15 protein-coding genes and 1 pseudogene are annotated in these 13,427 nt (G+C 61.7%); 10 read left to right on the top strand and 6 right to left on the bottom strand.

From position 1 onward, the window contains the following. Positions 1 to 220 precede the first annotated feature (220 nt). From ACERZ8_RS11045 to ACERZ8_RS11020, 6 genes and pseudogenes are all read left to right on the top strand, one after another. Positions 221 to 1,199: pseudogene (locus ACERZ8_RS11045) on the top strand (ABC transporter permease). A 70-nt stretch (positions 1,200 to 1,269) separates the two neighbouring features. Continuing rightward, the gene (locus tag ACERZ8_RS11040) at positions 1,270 to 2,163 is read left to right on the top strand and encodes an ABC transporter permease (RefSeq protein ID WP_407592245.1); all 894 of its coding nucleotides are present in this window, start codon (positions 1,270 to 1,272) and stop codon (positions 2,161 to 2,163) included. 8 nt (positions 2,164 to 2,171) lie between these two features. After that, entirely contained in the window at positions 2,172 to 2,627 is a 456-nt protein-coding gene (locus ACERZ8_RS11035) for a DUF2059 domain-containing protein (protein WP_407592244.1), read from the top strand. Positions 2,628 to 2,786: 159 nt separating this feature from the next. Continuing rightward, the gene (locus tag ACERZ8_RS11030; RefSeq protein ID WP_407592243.1) at positions 2,787 to 2,969 is read left to right on the top strand and encodes a hypothetical protein; all 183 of its coding nucleotides are present in this window, start codon (positions 2,787 to 2,789) and stop codon (positions 2,967 to 2,969) included. 136 nt (positions 2,970 to 3,105) lie between these two features. After that, positions 3,106 to 4,086 carry an ABC transporter ATP-binding protein gene (locus tag ACERZ8_RS11025; RefSeq protein ID WP_407592242.1) on the top strand — a complete coding sequence of 327 codons (981 nt, stop codon included), beginning with the start codon at positions 3,106 to 3,108 and terminating at the stop codon, positions 4,084 to 4,086. Beyond that, positions 4,086 to 5,048, top strand: coding sequence for an ABC transporter ATP-binding protein (locus tag ACERZ8_RS11020; protein WP_407592241.1), 963 nt, complete (start codon positions 4,086 to 4,088; stop codon positions 5,046 to 5,048). The genes ACERZ8_RS11025 and ACERZ8_RS11020 overlap by 1 nt, the downstream gene beginning before the upstream one ends. 193 nt (positions 5,049 to 5,241) lie before the next feature. Here the strand turns inward: ACERZ8_RS11020 and ACERZ8_RS11015 are convergent, their stop codons facing one another. The 6 genes from ACERZ8_RS11015 to ACERZ8_RS10990 all read right to left on the bottom strand — a co-directional run bounded on the left by ACERZ8_RS11015 (position 5,242) and on the right by ACERZ8_RS10990 (position 10,534). After that, positions 5,242 to 6,456 carry an MFS transporter gene (locus ACERZ8_RS11015; RefSeq protein ID WP_407592240.1) on the bottom strand — a complete coding sequence of 405 codons (1,215 nt, stop codon included), beginning with the start codon at positions 6,454 to 6,456 and terminating at the stop codon, positions 5,242 to 5,244. Between the two features lie 4 nt (positions 6,457 to 6,460). After that, positions 6,461 to 7,333 carry a cupin domain-containing protein gene (locus ACERZ8_RS11010; RefSeq protein ID WP_407592239.1) on the bottom strand — a complete coding sequence of 291 codons (873 nt, stop codon included), beginning with the start codon at positions 7,331 to 7,333 and terminating at the stop codon, positions 6,461 to 6,463. A 4-nt stretch (positions 7,334 to 7,337) separates the two neighbouring features. Next, positions 7,338 to 8,327, bottom strand: coding sequence for a patatin-like phospholipase family protein (locus ACERZ8_RS11005; protein WP_407592238.1), 990 nt, complete (start codon positions 8,325 to 8,327; stop codon positions 7,338 to 7,340). A gap of 152 nt (positions 8,328 to 8,479) precedes the next feature. After that, positions 8,480 to 9,256: a 3-hydroxybutyrate dehydrogenase gene (locus ACERZ8_RS11000; protein ID WP_407592237.1), complete on the bottom strand. Its 777-nt coding sequence runs from the start codon at positions 9,254 to 9,256 to the stop codon at positions 8,480 to 8,482. A 190-nt stretch (positions 9,257 to 9,446) separates the two neighbouring features. After that, positions 9,447 to 10,244, bottom strand: coding sequence for an N-acyl homoserine lactonase family protein (locus tag ACERZ8_RS10995; protein WP_407592236.1), 798 nt, complete (start codon positions 10,242 to 10,244; stop codon positions 9,447 to 9,449). Next, positions 10,241 to 10,534, bottom strand: a complete 294-nt coding sequence (locus tag ACERZ8_RS10990; protein ID WP_407592235.1) for a putative quinol monooxygenase — start codon at positions 10,532 to 10,534, stop codon at positions 10,241 to 10,243. Before ACERZ8_RS10990 ends, ACERZ8_RS10995 begins: the two co-directional genes overlap by 4 nt. Before the next feature lie 136 nt (positions 10,535 to 10,670). Here ACERZ8_RS10990 and ACERZ8_RS10985 point away from each other — a divergent pair, with 136 nt between their 5' ends. The 4 genes from ACERZ8_RS10985 to ACERZ8_RS10970 are packed head-to-tail and all read left to right on the top strand — an operon-like array spanning position 10,671 to position 13,427. Further along, positions 10,671 to 11,747 (top strand): isocitrate/isopropylmalate dehydrogenase family protein, encoded by a 1,077-nt coding sequence (locus tag ACERZ8_RS10985; RefSeq protein WP_407592234.1) that lies wholly within the window; start codon positions 10,671 to 10,673, stop codon positions 11,745 to 11,747. Next, complete coding sequence (locus tag ACERZ8_RS10980) at positions 11,744 to 11,995, top strand: Gfo/Idh/MocA family oxidoreductase (RefSeq protein ID WP_407592233.1); 252 nt, start codon at positions 11,744 to 11,746, stop codon at positions 11,993 to 11,995. The genes ACERZ8_RS10985 and ACERZ8_RS10980 overlap by 4 nt, the downstream gene beginning before the upstream one ends. Before the next feature lie 56 nt (positions 11,996 to 12,051). Continuing rightward, positions 12,052 to 12,765 (top strand): Gfo/Idh/MocA family protein, encoded by a 714-nt coding sequence (locus ACERZ8_RS10975; protein ID WP_407592232.1) that lies wholly within the window; start codon positions 12,052 to 12,054, stop codon positions 12,763 to 12,765. Next, on the top strand, positions 12,765 to 13,427 hold the full coding sequence (locus tag ACERZ8_RS10970; RefSeq protein ID WP_407592231.1) for a GntR family transcriptional regulator: 663 nt from the start codon (positions 12,765 to 12,767) through the stop codon (positions 13,425 to 13,427). The genes ACERZ8_RS10975 and ACERZ8_RS10970 overlap by 1 nt, the downstream gene beginning before the upstream one ends.

Here is a 13,427-nt window from a genome sequence, read left to right as displayed (position 1 = left end):
GGCGTACGCTGCGTTCATTCCTCACGCGGTGCATCGGCGGAGCACAGACTGTGCAGTGCCCAAATCCCCTGTTTTGCGGGCGTTTATCCCTCTTCGTGCGCCTTTAATTGAGCCCGTTTTGAGTCCGTTGCACCGATTTTGTAACGGTGAGGAGCCAGCCAAACGCGTCGGACACCGCTTTCCACTTGACCGTCGCGCGCGACCGCTATCTGCTTGGCCCATGCTCGCCTACATCATCCAACGCATCGCCCAATCCGCCCTTGTCCTTCTGGTCGTGGGTCTTGTGGCGTTTTCGATGTTCCGCTTTGTGGGCGATCCTATCGACAACATGCTGGGCCAGGAACGCACGCAGGCCGATATCGAGCGGCTGCGTGAGGTGCTTGGCCTCGATCAGCCTTTTGTGGTGCAGTACTACAAGTTTCTAAGCAACGCCGCGCAAGGCAACTTTGGCGTCTCTTACCGGCAGGGGCGCGCAGTGTCCGAAATTCTGCTGGAGCGCGCGCCTGCGACCCTCGAACTGGCCGCTGTCAGCGGGTTTCTCGCCATCTCGATCGGGATTGGTCTGGGCGTGTTCACGGCCATCCGGCGCAACGGGCTGGGGGCCAATGTGATCATGTCCGTGTCGCTGATCGGGGTGTCGCTGCCCACCTTTCTGATCGGGATTTTGCTGATCTATCTGTTCTCGGTCGAACTGGGCTGGCTGCCCAGTTTCGGACGGGGAGACCGTTAACATTGGCGGCTGGTCCACCGGGTTCCTGACGGAATCCGGTCTCAAGGCCTTGATATTGCCGTCAATCACCCTTGGCCTTTACCAGATGACGCTGATCATGCGCCTTGTGCGTTCCGAGATGCTTGAAGTGTTGCGGCAGGACTATATCCGCTTTGCCCGCGCGCGGGGATTGCGCGAACGGGCGGTGAATTTCCGCCATGCCCTCAAGAACACCCTGGTCCCCGTGATCACGGTGACAGGGTTGCAGCTTGGCTCGATCATCGCCTTTGCCATTATTACCGAGACGGTGTTTCAGTGGCCCGGTGTCGGTCTGCTCTTCATCAACGCGATCCAGTTTGTCGATATTCCGGTCATGGCCGCGTATCTGATGCTGATCTCGGTCATGTTTGTGGGGATCAACCTGATTGTCGATCTGCTCTATTTTGCAATTGATCCGCGCCTGCGCGTGGACCGGACCGGAGGGCATTGAGCATGGTTGACACCCCCTTCCCCCCGACGCACCCATCGCGGTCAAGGACCCCTCGCGCCTGTCACTCGCGTTGCAGTCGGACTTCATCTACCAGTTCAAACGCTCACCCGTCGCTGTCGTCAGCTTTGGCCTTGTCACGCTGCTGGTTCTGAGCGCCCTTTTTGCCCCGCTGATCGCGCCCCATAACCCGTTTGATCCGGGCTCGCTCAACCTTATGAACGGGTTTTCCGCACCGATGACGCCCAATGCGTTCACCGGCGACACCTTCTGGCTGGGTACAGACGATCAGGGGCGGGATGTGTTTTCCACCATCCTTTACGGCATGCGCATATCGCTTTTTGTTGGTGCGGCGGCCGTGGCCTTTGCCATGGTGCTGGGCATCACGCTGGGCCTGCTTGCAGGCTATGTGGGCGGCTGGACGGAAACGATCATCATGCGGGTGGCGGACGTGCAACTGACCTTTCCGGCCATTCTGGTCGCGATGCTGATCTTTGGCGTGGCCAAGGGGATCACCCCTGTTGAATACCGCGACCAGATGGCGATCTGGGTGCTGATCATCGCCATCGGCCTTTCGGACTGGGTCCAGTTTGCCCGTGTGGTGCGCGGCGCCACGCTGGTCGAAAAGAACAAGGAATACGTCGCCGCCGCCAAGCTGATCGGGCGCACGGGGCCTGCGATCATGGTGCGCCATATCCTACCCAACGTGCTGAGCCCGGTGCTGGTGATCGCGACGATTTCACTGGCGCTGGCGATCATTGCCGAGGCGACTTTGTCTTTTCTGGGCGTTGGCGCACCGCCCACTCAGCCATCGCTGGGCACCCTCATCCGCATCGGTCAGGGTTTCCTCTTCTCGGGCGAGTGGTGGATTTTGCTGTTCCCGGCCGTGACGCTGTTGGTGTTGGCCCTGTCGGTGAACCTGCTCGGGGACTGGCTGCGCGACGCGCTGAACCCACGGCTCAGATAGGAACCCACATGAAAAAACTCGTCCTCCTCTGTGTCCTCGCACTGTCGACATCGGCCTATGCGCAGGACCAATCCCGGCTTGAGGCGGCAAAGGCCTATGTCGAAACGCCGGTCCAGCAAAAGCTGCTGAATGACATGTTCTCTCCGGCAGGGGTGATGGCGCAGATGGGTCTGATGGGCGGGCAATTGACGCTTGCGCAGCAGAAAACCGTCGCGGGCATCGTGTCGGAGGAGTTGCAGAGTATGAAACCCTCGATCACTACCGCGATGGTCGAAGGCATGGCACAAAGCTTTACGCTCGAAGAAATCGAGGCCCTGACCGCCTTTTATTCCTCGCCTGTCGGCGCTTCGGCCATGTCGAAAATGACGCCGTTCATGCAGCAGACACTGACCAGTCTGGGGCCGGAATTTCAGGCCATGCAAGCCCGGCTCATTCCTCGAATTAAAGCCGAATTGAGCAAGTAGCACGGGCACGTTTTCCACCCTTGAAGTCACGCGCGTCCTCGGGCGAGCAAAGAATCGCGCCCCGCATTTGCGCCAAAACACCAATTCCTGTAGTGTCGAAAGTCCACATTGCCGGCGCGACACTCACGCGCCCACTCGTTTGAAAAACAGGAGGCAAGAATGGAAGCTACGAAAATCGCAAGTTACGCAAACGCGCTCTATGCAGCCCATGGTGACAAGGCCGAGGCCGAGGCCGCCCAACGGGCGAATGCCGCGCTGAAGGAGCAAAAGACCGGCGAGGCCGAGGCCTGGCAGGCCGTGCGCGGCTCGATCAGGCGCCTGCGCGGTCCGAACCAAAGCTGATCACGCGCGCACCGTAACGTCCCACGGCGCCTCATTCGTGTTCAGACCACCCGCTGCTGGTGGGTGGTCGAGTCATGCTGCTTGCCAATGCGTGCCGAAGTTCTCATAAAAAGACTTCGCAACACAGTGGATCGCCGTGACCACCCCAATACTCTCCATCCGCAACCTGACTGTCGACATCCCCACACGTCATGGCACGCTGCGCCCGGTCAGCGGGGTGTCTTACGACATCGCTGCCGGTGAAATTCTGGGCGTTGTGGGCGAAAGCGGTGCGGGCAAATCCATGGCGGGCAATGCTGTCATTGGCCTGCTGAACCCGCCCGCCCATATCTCTGACGGCGAAATCCACCTGAACGGCACACGCATCGACCACCTCAAGGGCGACGCCATGCGCCGTCTGCGCGGCAAACAGATCGGGATGGTGTTTCAGGATCCGTTAACCTCGCTCAACCCGCTGTTGAAGATCGGCGACCAACTGACCGAGACGATGCTCGCCCATCTTGATATCTCGCAATCAGAGGCGCGCAAGCGGGCCATCGCGGCGCTGGACGAAGTGGGCATTCCGGGCGCAAGCGAGCGCGTTGACAGCTATCCCCACGAATTTTCCGGCGGTATGCGCCAGCGTGTTGTCATCGCACTTGCCCTTTGTGCCGAACCAAGCCTGATCATCGCCGATGAGCCGACCACGGCGCTGGATGTGTCGGTGCAGGCGCAGATCATCGCCCTGCTCAAACGGCTGTGTCGCGAACGCGGCACTGCGGTCATGCTGATCACCCACGACATGGGCGTGATTGCCGAGGCCGCCGACCGCGTGGCGGTGATGTATGCGGGCAAGCTGGCCGAACTTGGTCCCGTGCGCGAAGTGCTGAGCGCACCGTTGCACCCCTATACTGATGGCCTGATGGGCTCGACCCCGCTGGCCTCGCGCGGGAAGGCGCGGCTGCACCAGATCCCCGGTGCGATGCCCCGGCTGGATGCGCTGCCGACTGGCTGCGCCTTTCACCCCCGCTGTCCGCGTGCGCAGGATGCCTGCACAGTCGACCCGGCCCCCCGCATCGAGGACGGACAGGGCCGCGCGGCCTGCTTTTACCCCATTGACCGGGTCGAGGTCGCCTGATGGCCCTTGTCAGCATCCGCCACCTCACCCGTATTTTCGATGTGTCAAAGCCGTGGCTCAATCGCCTGATCGAACGCAAACCCCGCGCCCTGCTGACCGCCGTTTCCGACGTCAGCTTCAATATCGAGGAAAAGACCGTTTATGCGCTGGTCGGCGAATCTGGCTCCGGCAAATCGACCATCGGCAAGATGCTGGTCGGGCTGCTGGGCCCCTCCGAAGGGGCCGTCGAAATTCGCGGCACGGACCTTGCACGCGAAACCGACGCGGCCAAGATCGACGCTGTGCGCGCTGACATTCAGATGATCTTTCAGGACCCGTTTGCCTCGCTCAATCCGCGCTGGCGGGTACGCGACATCATCGTTGAACCGGTGGCCGCGCGGGGTGGCGACACAACCGGTCTGGCCGAACGTCTGCTGGAACAAGTGGGTCTGAGCGCGCGGGATGCGGGCAAGTTTCCCCACGAGTTTTCCGGCGGTCAGCGCCAGCGCATCTGCATCGCCCGCGCGCTTGCCTCCGAGCCGAAGCTGATCGTCTGTGACGAGCCGACCTCGGCGTTGGACGTGTCCGTGCAGGCGCAGGTGCTGAACCTGATGAGCGATCTCAAGGATCAGTTCGGCCTCACGTATCTGTTCATCAGCCACGATCTGACCGTGGTGCAACACATGGCCGACCGCATTGGTGTGCTCTATCTTGGGCGGCTGGTGGAGGAAGCGACGCCGGACGATCTGTTTGATGACCCCAAGCATCCCTATACCCAGATGCTGCTGGCCGCCGCCCCCAAGCTGGATGGGTTCGGGCGCGAAGTCACACCGCCCACCGGCGAAATCCCAGACCCGATCAACCCGCCGCCCGGTTGCGCCTATAACCCGCGCTGTCCGTTGGCAGAGCGCGTCTGCCGCGAACAGCGGCCAGAATTGCGCGAGGTGCGCGGGGCACGTGTGGCCTGTCATATGGTGGAGTAAGCCTGACACAGGGCCAGCGGCGGCCCGGCACGGAATCAAGGGCGTCAGCCCGCCGTGCCAGCGCCGACCCGCCCCCCGGGGCGGCGCTATGTCACCGCCGGCTCTTCGATCAGGCGACGCGATAACAGAGTTGACATAAAACGCTTTGCACAAGCCGGACTTGCGCCACCCCGCGGCTCGACGCTGGCACGGCTTACCGCGTCATTTTCAGCGACAGCACCCCCGCCAGCACAACCAGCGCCAGCAACACCAGCACCGACACCGACCACCCCTGCGCCTCGAACACCCGCCCGATCACAAAAGCCCCTGCGATCCCACCAAGGTAATAGCTGGCCAGATACAGCCCATTGGCTGCTGCATGATCATGGGTCGCCGTGCGCCCCACATAGCCCGTGGCCACGGATTGCGCGAAAAACAGACCCGCCCCGACCATGGCGAGCCCCAGCAGAAACAGCGCCAGCACCGGGGTCATCAGCAGGCCGAGGCCAACAAGAGACACAAGGATCGCGCCATGAAAACTGGCGCGCGCACCGAACCGCCGCACGGAGGCTGCGGCCATGGGTGTAGTAAGGATCGCAGGTACGAAGACGAAATAGACAAATCCGATATACATCTGCGGCAGGCCGAACGGGGCTTCGCTCAGGATGAAATTCGCATAGGTGAAGGTGGCGACGAAGACGAACAACAGCACAAATCCGATGGCGATCATGGCGATCAGCTTGGTGTTGGTCAGGTGATCGCGCCATGCGTCAATCACCGAGCCGACCTCGCCTTCGATCCGGCGGTGTCCAGACGTGCTGCCGATATAGAGGTAGGCGACGAGCGCGCCGGCAAGGTTGAGAGCGGCAAAGCCGTAAAAGCTCTCTGCCAGCCCCAGATTGTCTGCCAACCCGGATGCCAGTAACCGCCCGAAGAGGTTCGAGGCCACGTTGCCGGTGATATAGGCCGCCATCGCCCCGGCCACTGCCGTCATTGAGCATTCTTCACTCAGATAGGTCAGTGTGAGGGTGAAGGCGGCTGACATGAACACGCCTTGGGCCACGCGCAGCAGGGTGAAGGTGGTCAGGTCCGGTTGTTGCGCCAGCAGCATCGTCGGGACGCTGAGCATCGCCAGACACATCCAGATGCCGCGTTTGCGGTCAATCTTGCGCGCGAACACGGCGACGATCAACGAGGCCAGCGCCATGCCGATGGTCGAGGCGTTGACGGCAAAGCCCATGGCCGCCGGGGTGACCCCGTAGGTCTGCACCAGCGTCGGCAAGAGGGCTTGCGAACCGAACAGATCAATCAGCGTCAGGAACGCGATCAGCGCGATCATGCCGGATCGGCGGATCACCATGCGGCGATCCTCGGGTGCCTTTTGGGCCAGTTCCGGGGCCATCCCGGTCATCTGGGCGGCGGTGGACATGCGCTTAGCCTTCGTGGCTGCCATGGGCCAGCGGCGCGGTACGCGGCACGCCCTCAACCGCGGCCTCGGGTTCGATCACGCCGAAATACATCACCGCGGGGGTGTCGCCGGTGTTTTCCCACCAGGCCTGCGCGCCACCTGCAACGGTCGATCCGTCATGGGTGGCCAGCTTGATCGGGCCTTTGACCCCATGCTCAGTGACCTCACCTTCCCAGACGAAACTTTGCAGCGGCTCACCGACATTGACAAAGCTGGCTAGCGATCCGCCCGGCTGCAATGTGGCGCGGTATGTGGACAGGACCCAGCCTGCGCCCGTGCCATCCGAAAAGTGGTTCGACAGGCTGACAACGCCCAAAAGCTCGTGCTCGACACCTTGGTCATCGGGGGTCTTGACGTCGATCCCCGCAGGCACTGGTGCGACGGTGTCATCGCTGTTGCGCGGCTCGAACACGTCAAAAGCGATCAGATGAACCGTCTCGTCCCCTTCGTTTAGCCACCAATGGGCCAACTCGCCTTCTTCCAGCGCCAATCCACCAGCCTCATGCAGGATGCGTTCATCGCTGGTCGAGGTGTATTCATAAATCTCGCCCGTCAGAATGGTGAACACGGCGGGCCGGTTGGCGTGATCGTGGATCGGCACGATGCCCTGATCGCGGATGGTCCAGAAGCGTGTGCGCAGGTTGCGCCCGGCAAGGCTTGCGATGCCTTCCTCGCCCAGCGCGGTGTTGCCCAGCACGGTGTTCGAGATGTCGCGTGCCTGGCTTGGCCCTTCGAGACCATAAAGAACCCGCGTCTTCAGACCGCCCAGGTCAAAGGCAAAGGCGGAGGTGGCGAGCGCCGCGATTGCGAGCCCGAGAGTTGCCGTTCGAATTGTCATTTGTTCAATCCTTTCTGGATTTCAGCTCGACAACGTTGGCCCCGTGGGCGGCTGTCACGTCGTCAAATAGCGCACGCAGATCAAGCGTGCTTTCCACTTCGATCTTGTCAAAATTGGCGTTCAGCCACCGGTCTGCATGTTCCCGGCCCAGATCGCGCAGGTGCACCAGAAACGCCCATTCCGAATTCACCTTGGAGGACGCATCCAGTTCCAGCATGTCGTTGCACCCATCGATCATGTGCATGTTCATGGTGCGGTATTCGTTGTTGGACAGCGCGCCATCCTCGATCAGACGGTGGATCAGGTCGATGGTGCGTAAATCCCGCAAGAGTGAGCCGTTGAACGTGATCTCGTTCAGGCGGTTCTGAATATCGCGCGCCTGTTTCGGCGTGCCGGGGCGCAACAGCGGGTTGATCTGTACGATCACGATGTCAGACGAGGGCGAGTGATCGATGAAGGGAAACAGCACCGGATTGCCCATATACCCGCCATCCCAATAGGGCACGCCGTCAATCTCGACGGCCTTGAACATGGATGGCAGGCAGGCCGAGGCCATGACCACGTCCAGTGACACTTCGTGGCGGTGAAAGACCCGCGCACGGCCCGTTTCGACATTCGTGGCAGAGATATAGAGCCCCATGTCCTGGCAGTTCGCCACCTTGTCGAAATCCACGAAATCCTCGACCAGATCGCGCAGCGGATTGATGCCCAGCGGATTGAGATCGTAGGGCGAGGCCATGCGGCTCATCATATCCATCATGATGTACCCGGGCGACGTGTCCAGCGACCACGACCCGAACAGCACATCCAGAGGCGAGCGTTTGATCGGGCTGCCCTGACCTGCGACGCTGACGGCGCGCCAGAACTCCTCAAGTGCGACACGCGCACCTGCCGCCCCGTTGTCGTACATGCCCTGCGTGGCCACCACCGCGTTCATCGCCCCGGCCGAGGTGCCGCTGATCGCTTCGATCCACAGCTTGTCTTCTTCGAACATGCGATCCAGTACACCCCAGGTGAACGCCCCGTGCGACCCACCCCTTGCAGGGCAAGGTTGATCGATTTCTCGTGGCGTTTGGCGCGGCCGTTTTCCTTGGACATCAGACTTGCTCCGGTTTGGGGTGCGATGCTGGGCTTTTTCGGTGACGTCTACTGCGCGACCCAGCCGCCATCGACGGGCAGGGCAGTGCCGGTCATCGACGCGGCGGCCTCGGTTGTGAGGAACACGCACAAGGCGCCGAGCTGTTCGACAGTGACGAATTCCTTGGTGGGCTGGGCCTTGAGCATCACGTCGTTCTTGACCTCTTCCTCGGTGATGCCGCGCGCCTTGGCGGTGTCGGCCACTTGCCCTTCGACCAGCGGGGTCAGCACGTAGCCCGGGCAGACCGCGTTGACGGTCACGCCATGTTCGGCGGCTTCAAGCGCGACGGTCTTGGTCAGCCCGACGATGCCATGCTTGGCCGTCACATAGGCCGATTTGAAGGGCGAAGCGACAAGGCCGTGGGCGGACGCGATGTTGATGATGCGTCCGAACCCGCGCTCTTTCATGCCCGGCAGAGCGGCGCGGATGGTGTGAAAGGCCGAGGACATGTTGATCGCGATGATCGCGTCCCACTTTTCGACGGGAAACTCTTCGACCGGGCCGACGAACTGGATGCCTGCATTGTTCACGACGATATCGACTGCGCCAAACCGCGCTTCGGTCTGCTTGACAAGGTGTTCGATCTCGCCCGGTTTGGTCATGTCCGCACCGTGATAGCCGACCTCGCCTTCGCCCATCTCTTCGAGGCGGGCGCGCGTCTCTTCGATCTCGTCCGCGTCGCCAAACCCGTTGATCATGATGTTGTACCCTTCGGCGGCAAAGGCTTCGGCGATGCCAAGGCCAATGCCGCTGGTCGATCCGGTGATGATGGCGGTGCGTGTCATGATATGCCCTCTCTTGGTCATGCTGCAGTGCGGAAATTCTACATTGTCCAACACCTAGTGTCGAATGCAGACAGGAACAATTCCCGTTTCAACTGTCTCTCCGTCCCGTGAAAAAAACCGGGGGATGTGTCAAAGAATAGGCCGGATTGCGCTGGTCTGAAGCATTTCGGCGTCGTCGGGGCGTGGTTTGTTACAGCGTGATGTCGCGCAGCGGACCCTGATCCAGCCTGTGGATGTGATCGGCCATGGCGTGGGGGAAATAGCTCCGCACCAGCGGGTCGTGCCCGGGCACAATCAGTTTCGGCGCACTGGCCAGACGATAAAGCGTATCAAACCCGTCAAGCAGGTCCTGCAGGTCCACCACGATTGGAAAGGGTTTGCGCGCCATGAAATTTTCGTAAAAGTGCGACGCATCAGAGGCCAGCACCATCCAGCCCGCATCTGTGCGCACCCGCACGGCCTGCAGGCCACGAGAGTGCCCACCGATGCAATGCAGCGTGATGCCGTCAGCGATTTCAGCGTCGCCATCATGGAAAATGACCTGCCCGGAATAAAGCCGTTTGACCGCCTCGCACACATGGCCCGCCGTGAATGGCATCCGCAGCGTATCGTGGCACATGCAGGGCCCGGTCGCGTAGGCCATTTCGGCCGCCTGCATGTGCAGCTTGGCATTGGGGAACAGATGCAGCCCGCCTGCGTGATCGTAGTGCAGGTGGGTCACGACGATTTCGGTGATGTCCTCGGGGGCCAGATCGAAGGGTTTGAGCGCCTCGACAGGGTCAAGCCGGATCGGGCGGTCCCGCGACGTGGCCTCTTCATCATCATACCCGGTATCGACAAGGATCACCCGCCCCGGCCCTTTGATCAGCCACATGTAATAATCGATCGCATGGGGAGCGTCGTGGTTGTCATCAAAGATAAAGCTGTCCGCCCGCGTGCGCCCGCCCCGGTCGCCGTATTTGATGGCATAGATTTCCCAGACGCTCATCTGTCTACACGCGCATACGTGCGCAGGGTCTTGTTGGCCACGAGATCCGCGACCTTGGGGCCGGTGGCCTTGTAATGCGGCATGGTCTGGTGCGCCTCGAACGCGGCCAGATCGTCGTAGAGTTCATACAGAAACACAGTGTTGGGCACATCCGGGTCCGTGCACACATCGAACTGGCGACAGCCCGGTTCATCGCGCACCGAACAACGCGCGTTGTTGAGGATATGCTCCATGAACTCTTCCATCTTGCCCTCTTTGATGTCGAACACGACGGTGACTGCATATGGCATGTGCTGCCCTTTCTGATGTGGCCTGATCGAATTCATCCGATCAGGGAATTTACAAACGCATGCATTAACGTATACACAAATGCATACCGATAGCGAGTCGCTTTGACTTATCTTACGGTCAAAGGAGCCGCGCACCATGAAAACCACGTTTGAAATTGCAATCTTTGAAGGGGACGGGATCGGCCCCGAGATCATGGCGCCGACTCTCGATCTGCTGCGCGGCCTTGCGGTAGAAGGTGGATACGACTTTTCCTTCAAAGACGCGCCTGCCGGTGCGGCCCATTACCAACAGACCGGCGACAGTTTCCCCGCCGCGTCCATGGCGACCGCGCGCGGCGCAGATGCGATCCTGCTGTCGGCCATGGGGCTGCCGGATGTACGTTACCCCGACGGCACCGAAATTTCGCCGCAGATCGATCTGCGCAAGGCACTGACCCTGTTTGCAGGGGTGCGGCCCGTCACCATCCGCCCCGGACAACCCACCCCACTGGCCACCGACAAGCCTGTCGATTTCGTCCTGATCCGCGAAAGCACCGAAGGGCTATTTTACACCCAAGGGCGCGGCGAGGTCGAAGCGGACGAGGCGCGCGAGACCCTGCGCATCACCCGCGCCATTTCTGAACCGCTGTTCAAGTTCGCCTTTGATCTGGCCGCATCGCGCAAGGCCGCAGGGCGCGGGCCGGGCAAGGTCACCTGTGTGGACAAGGCCAACGTGTTCCGCGCGTTCGCGTTCTTTCGCGAGATGTTTGATGCCGAGGCCGCGCGTCACCCCGACATCGCCGCAGACCATGCCTATGTCGATGCTACGGCCCTGTGGATGGTGGAGCGACCATGGACGTTCGACGTGATGGTCACCGAGAACATGTTCGGCGACATCCTGTCCGATCTGGGGGCTGGGCTGATGGGCGGCCTTGGCCTCGCCCCTTCGGCTGATATCGGGCATGATCATGCGGTGTTCCAGCCCTGTCATGGATCGGCACCCGATATCGCGGGCCAAGGGGTGGCCAACCCGATGGCAATGATCCTGTCGGCAGCGATGATGCTGGACTGGCTGGGCGCGCGGAACGGGGTGGACGCGATGACCGCCGATGGCGCGCGCCTGCGCGACGCGGTGGACCGCGTGGTGGCCGAGCGCCGCGTTTTGACGCGCGATCTGGGTGGCACTGCGGGCACGGCCGACGTTGCAATGGCCGTGAAAGAGGCGCTGTCATGACCATCCGGGTGGCATGCATCGGTGCGGGATACTTCAGCCAGTTCCATTACGACGCATGGGCGCGGATCGCAGGGGTCGAGGTGGTCGGGGCCTGCGACATGGAACTGGCGCGGGCCGAAGCCACCGGTGCGCCTGCTTTCGGTGATCTGAGCGTGATGCTGGATACGGCACAGCCCGACCTGCTCGACATAATCGTGCCACCCCCGCCCATGCCGAAACGATCCGCACGGCCCTTGCAGCAGGGATAAAATGGATCATCTGTCAAAAGCCGTTCTGCAGCGATCTGGATGAGGCGCGCGCCATCGTGGCAGAGGCCCAAACCGCAGGCGCGCATCTGATCGTGCACGAGAATTTTCGCTTTCAGCCCTGGTACCGCGCCATCAAGGCAGAACTGGGCCAAGGCAGCATCGGCGAGGTTCAGAACGCCACCTTTCGGCTGCGCCCCGGTGACGGGCAAGGCCCGCGCGCCTATCTGGACCGCCAGCCCTATTTTCAGACCATGTCCCGTTTTCTGATCCATGAAACGGCTGTGCACTGGGTCGATACGTTTCGCTTTCTGTTTGGCCAGGTCACCCATGTCTATGCCGACCTGCGCCGCCTCAACCCGGCCATTGCGGGCGAGGATGCGGGCCACGTGATCTTTGATCATGCGAGCGGCGTGCGGGCGCTGTTTGACGGCAACCGGCATCTTGATCACGTCGCGGACAACCTGCGCCGCACCATGGGCGAGGCGTGGATCGAGGGGACGGGCGGGACACTGACCTTATATGGCGACGGGTCGGTGACCCGGCGGGCCTTTGGCCAGCGTGACGAAATCACCGTTTACCCCAAAGATATGTCGCGTGGCTTTGGCGGGGATTGCGTACATGCGCTTCAATCCCACGTGATCGCGGCGATGCAAGGGCGTGGCAGCCTGGAGAATACAGGACAGGACTACCTCACGGTTCTGGGTCTCAAGGACGCGATTTATGCTTCGGCAGAGGCCGGGCAAAAGCTGGCCGTGGACGGAGGTGGATAATGGGCGCTGTGTCGAATGTGGATCGGGCCCTGTCTGCGCTGCGCCAGATGATCTTTTCCGGCACGCTGACGCCGGGGTCGGATCATCTGGAAACCGAACTGGCCGCGCAACTGGGCATGTCGCGCACACCGGTGCGAGAGGCGGCGCTGATGTTGCAGGCCCAGGGGTTGGTCGAGGTGCGCCCCCGGCGCGGCATTCGCGTGCTGCCTGTGTCGGCGCAGGACATGCGCGACATCTACGACATCCTGACGGAGCTGGAGAGTCTGGCGGCAGAACGCGCCGCGCAAGCGGGCTATTCCAAAGCCGATCTTGCGACGCTCGCGGCGGCGATCCGGGATATGGACGCCGCCCTTGACGCCGACGATCTGCGCGCCTGGGCCGAGGCCGACGACCGGTTTCACCGCGAACTGGTGCGGCTGGGGGGCAATGCGAGGCTGGCTATGGTCGTGTCGGTGATGCGCGATCAGGTGCGCCGGGCGCGGGCCACGACCCTGTTCATCCGCCCCAAGCCGTTAAAGTCGAACGCGGATCACCGCACTGTCTATCAGGCGATTGCCGAGCGCGACCCGAAAAAGGCGCATGACACGCACCATGCCCACCGCAGTGCGTCACGCGATATGCTGGTCGCGCTGCTGGAAAAGCATCAGTTTCATGGATTGTAG

Source organism: Tateyamaria armeniaca, from assembly GCF_045797845.1.
GTDB lineage: Bacteria > Pseudomonadota > Alphaproteobacteria > Rhodobacterales > Rhodobacteraceae > Tateyamaria > Tateyamaria armeniaca.
Note: the sequence above shows the minus strand (reverse complement) of the source record. Positions and strands in the feature narration are given on the sequence as shown.

Coding starts and splice junctions, on each gene's coding strand:
- ACERZ8_RS11035 (WP_407592244.1), top strand. CDS start 2,172: ATGAAAAAACTCGTCCTCCTCTGTGTCCTCGCACTGTCGACATCGGCC.
- ACERZ8_RS11030 (WP_407592243.1), top strand. CDS start 2,787: ATGGAAGCTACGAAAATCGCAAGTTACGCAAACGCGCTCTATGCAGCC.
- ACERZ8_RS11020 (WP_407592241.1), top strand. CDS start 4,086: ATGGCCCTTGTCAGCATCCGCCACCTCACCCGTATTTTCGATGTGTCA.
- ACERZ8_RS11015 (WP_407592240.1), bottom strand. CDS start 6,456: ATGTCCACCGCCGCCCAGATGACCGGGATGGCCCCGGAACTGGCCCAA.
- ACERZ8_RS11010 (WP_407592239.1), bottom strand. CDS start 7,333: ATGACAATTCGAACGGCAACTCTCGGGCTCGCAATCGCGGCGCTCGCC.
- ACERZ8_RS11005 (WP_407592238.1), bottom strand. CDS start 8,327: ATGTTCGAAGAAGACAAGCTGTGGATCGAAGCGATCAGCGGCACCTCG.
- ACERZ8_RS11000 (WP_407592237.1), bottom strand. CDS start 9,256: ATGACACGCACCGCCATCATCACCGGATCGACCAGCGGCATTGGCCTT.
- ACERZ8_RS10995 (WP_407592236.1), bottom strand. CDS start 10,244: ATGAGCGTCTGGGAAATCTATGCCATCAAATACGGCGACCGGGGCGGG.
- ACERZ8_RS10990 (WP_407592235.1), bottom strand. CDS start 10,534: ATGCCATATGCAGTCACCGTCGTGTTCGACATCAAAGAGGGCAAGATG.
- ACERZ8_RS10985 (WP_407592234.1), top strand. CDS start 10,671: ATGAAAACCACGTTTGAAATTGCAATCTTTGAAGGGGACGGGATCGGC.
- ACERZ8_RS10980 (WP_407592233.1), top strand. CDS start 11,744: ATGACCATCCGGGTGGCATGCATCGGTGCGGGATACTTCAGCCAGTTC.
- ACERZ8_RS10970 (WP_407592231.1), top strand. CDS start 12,765: ATGGGCGCTGTGTCGAATGTGGATCGGGCCCTGTCTGCGCTGCGCCAG.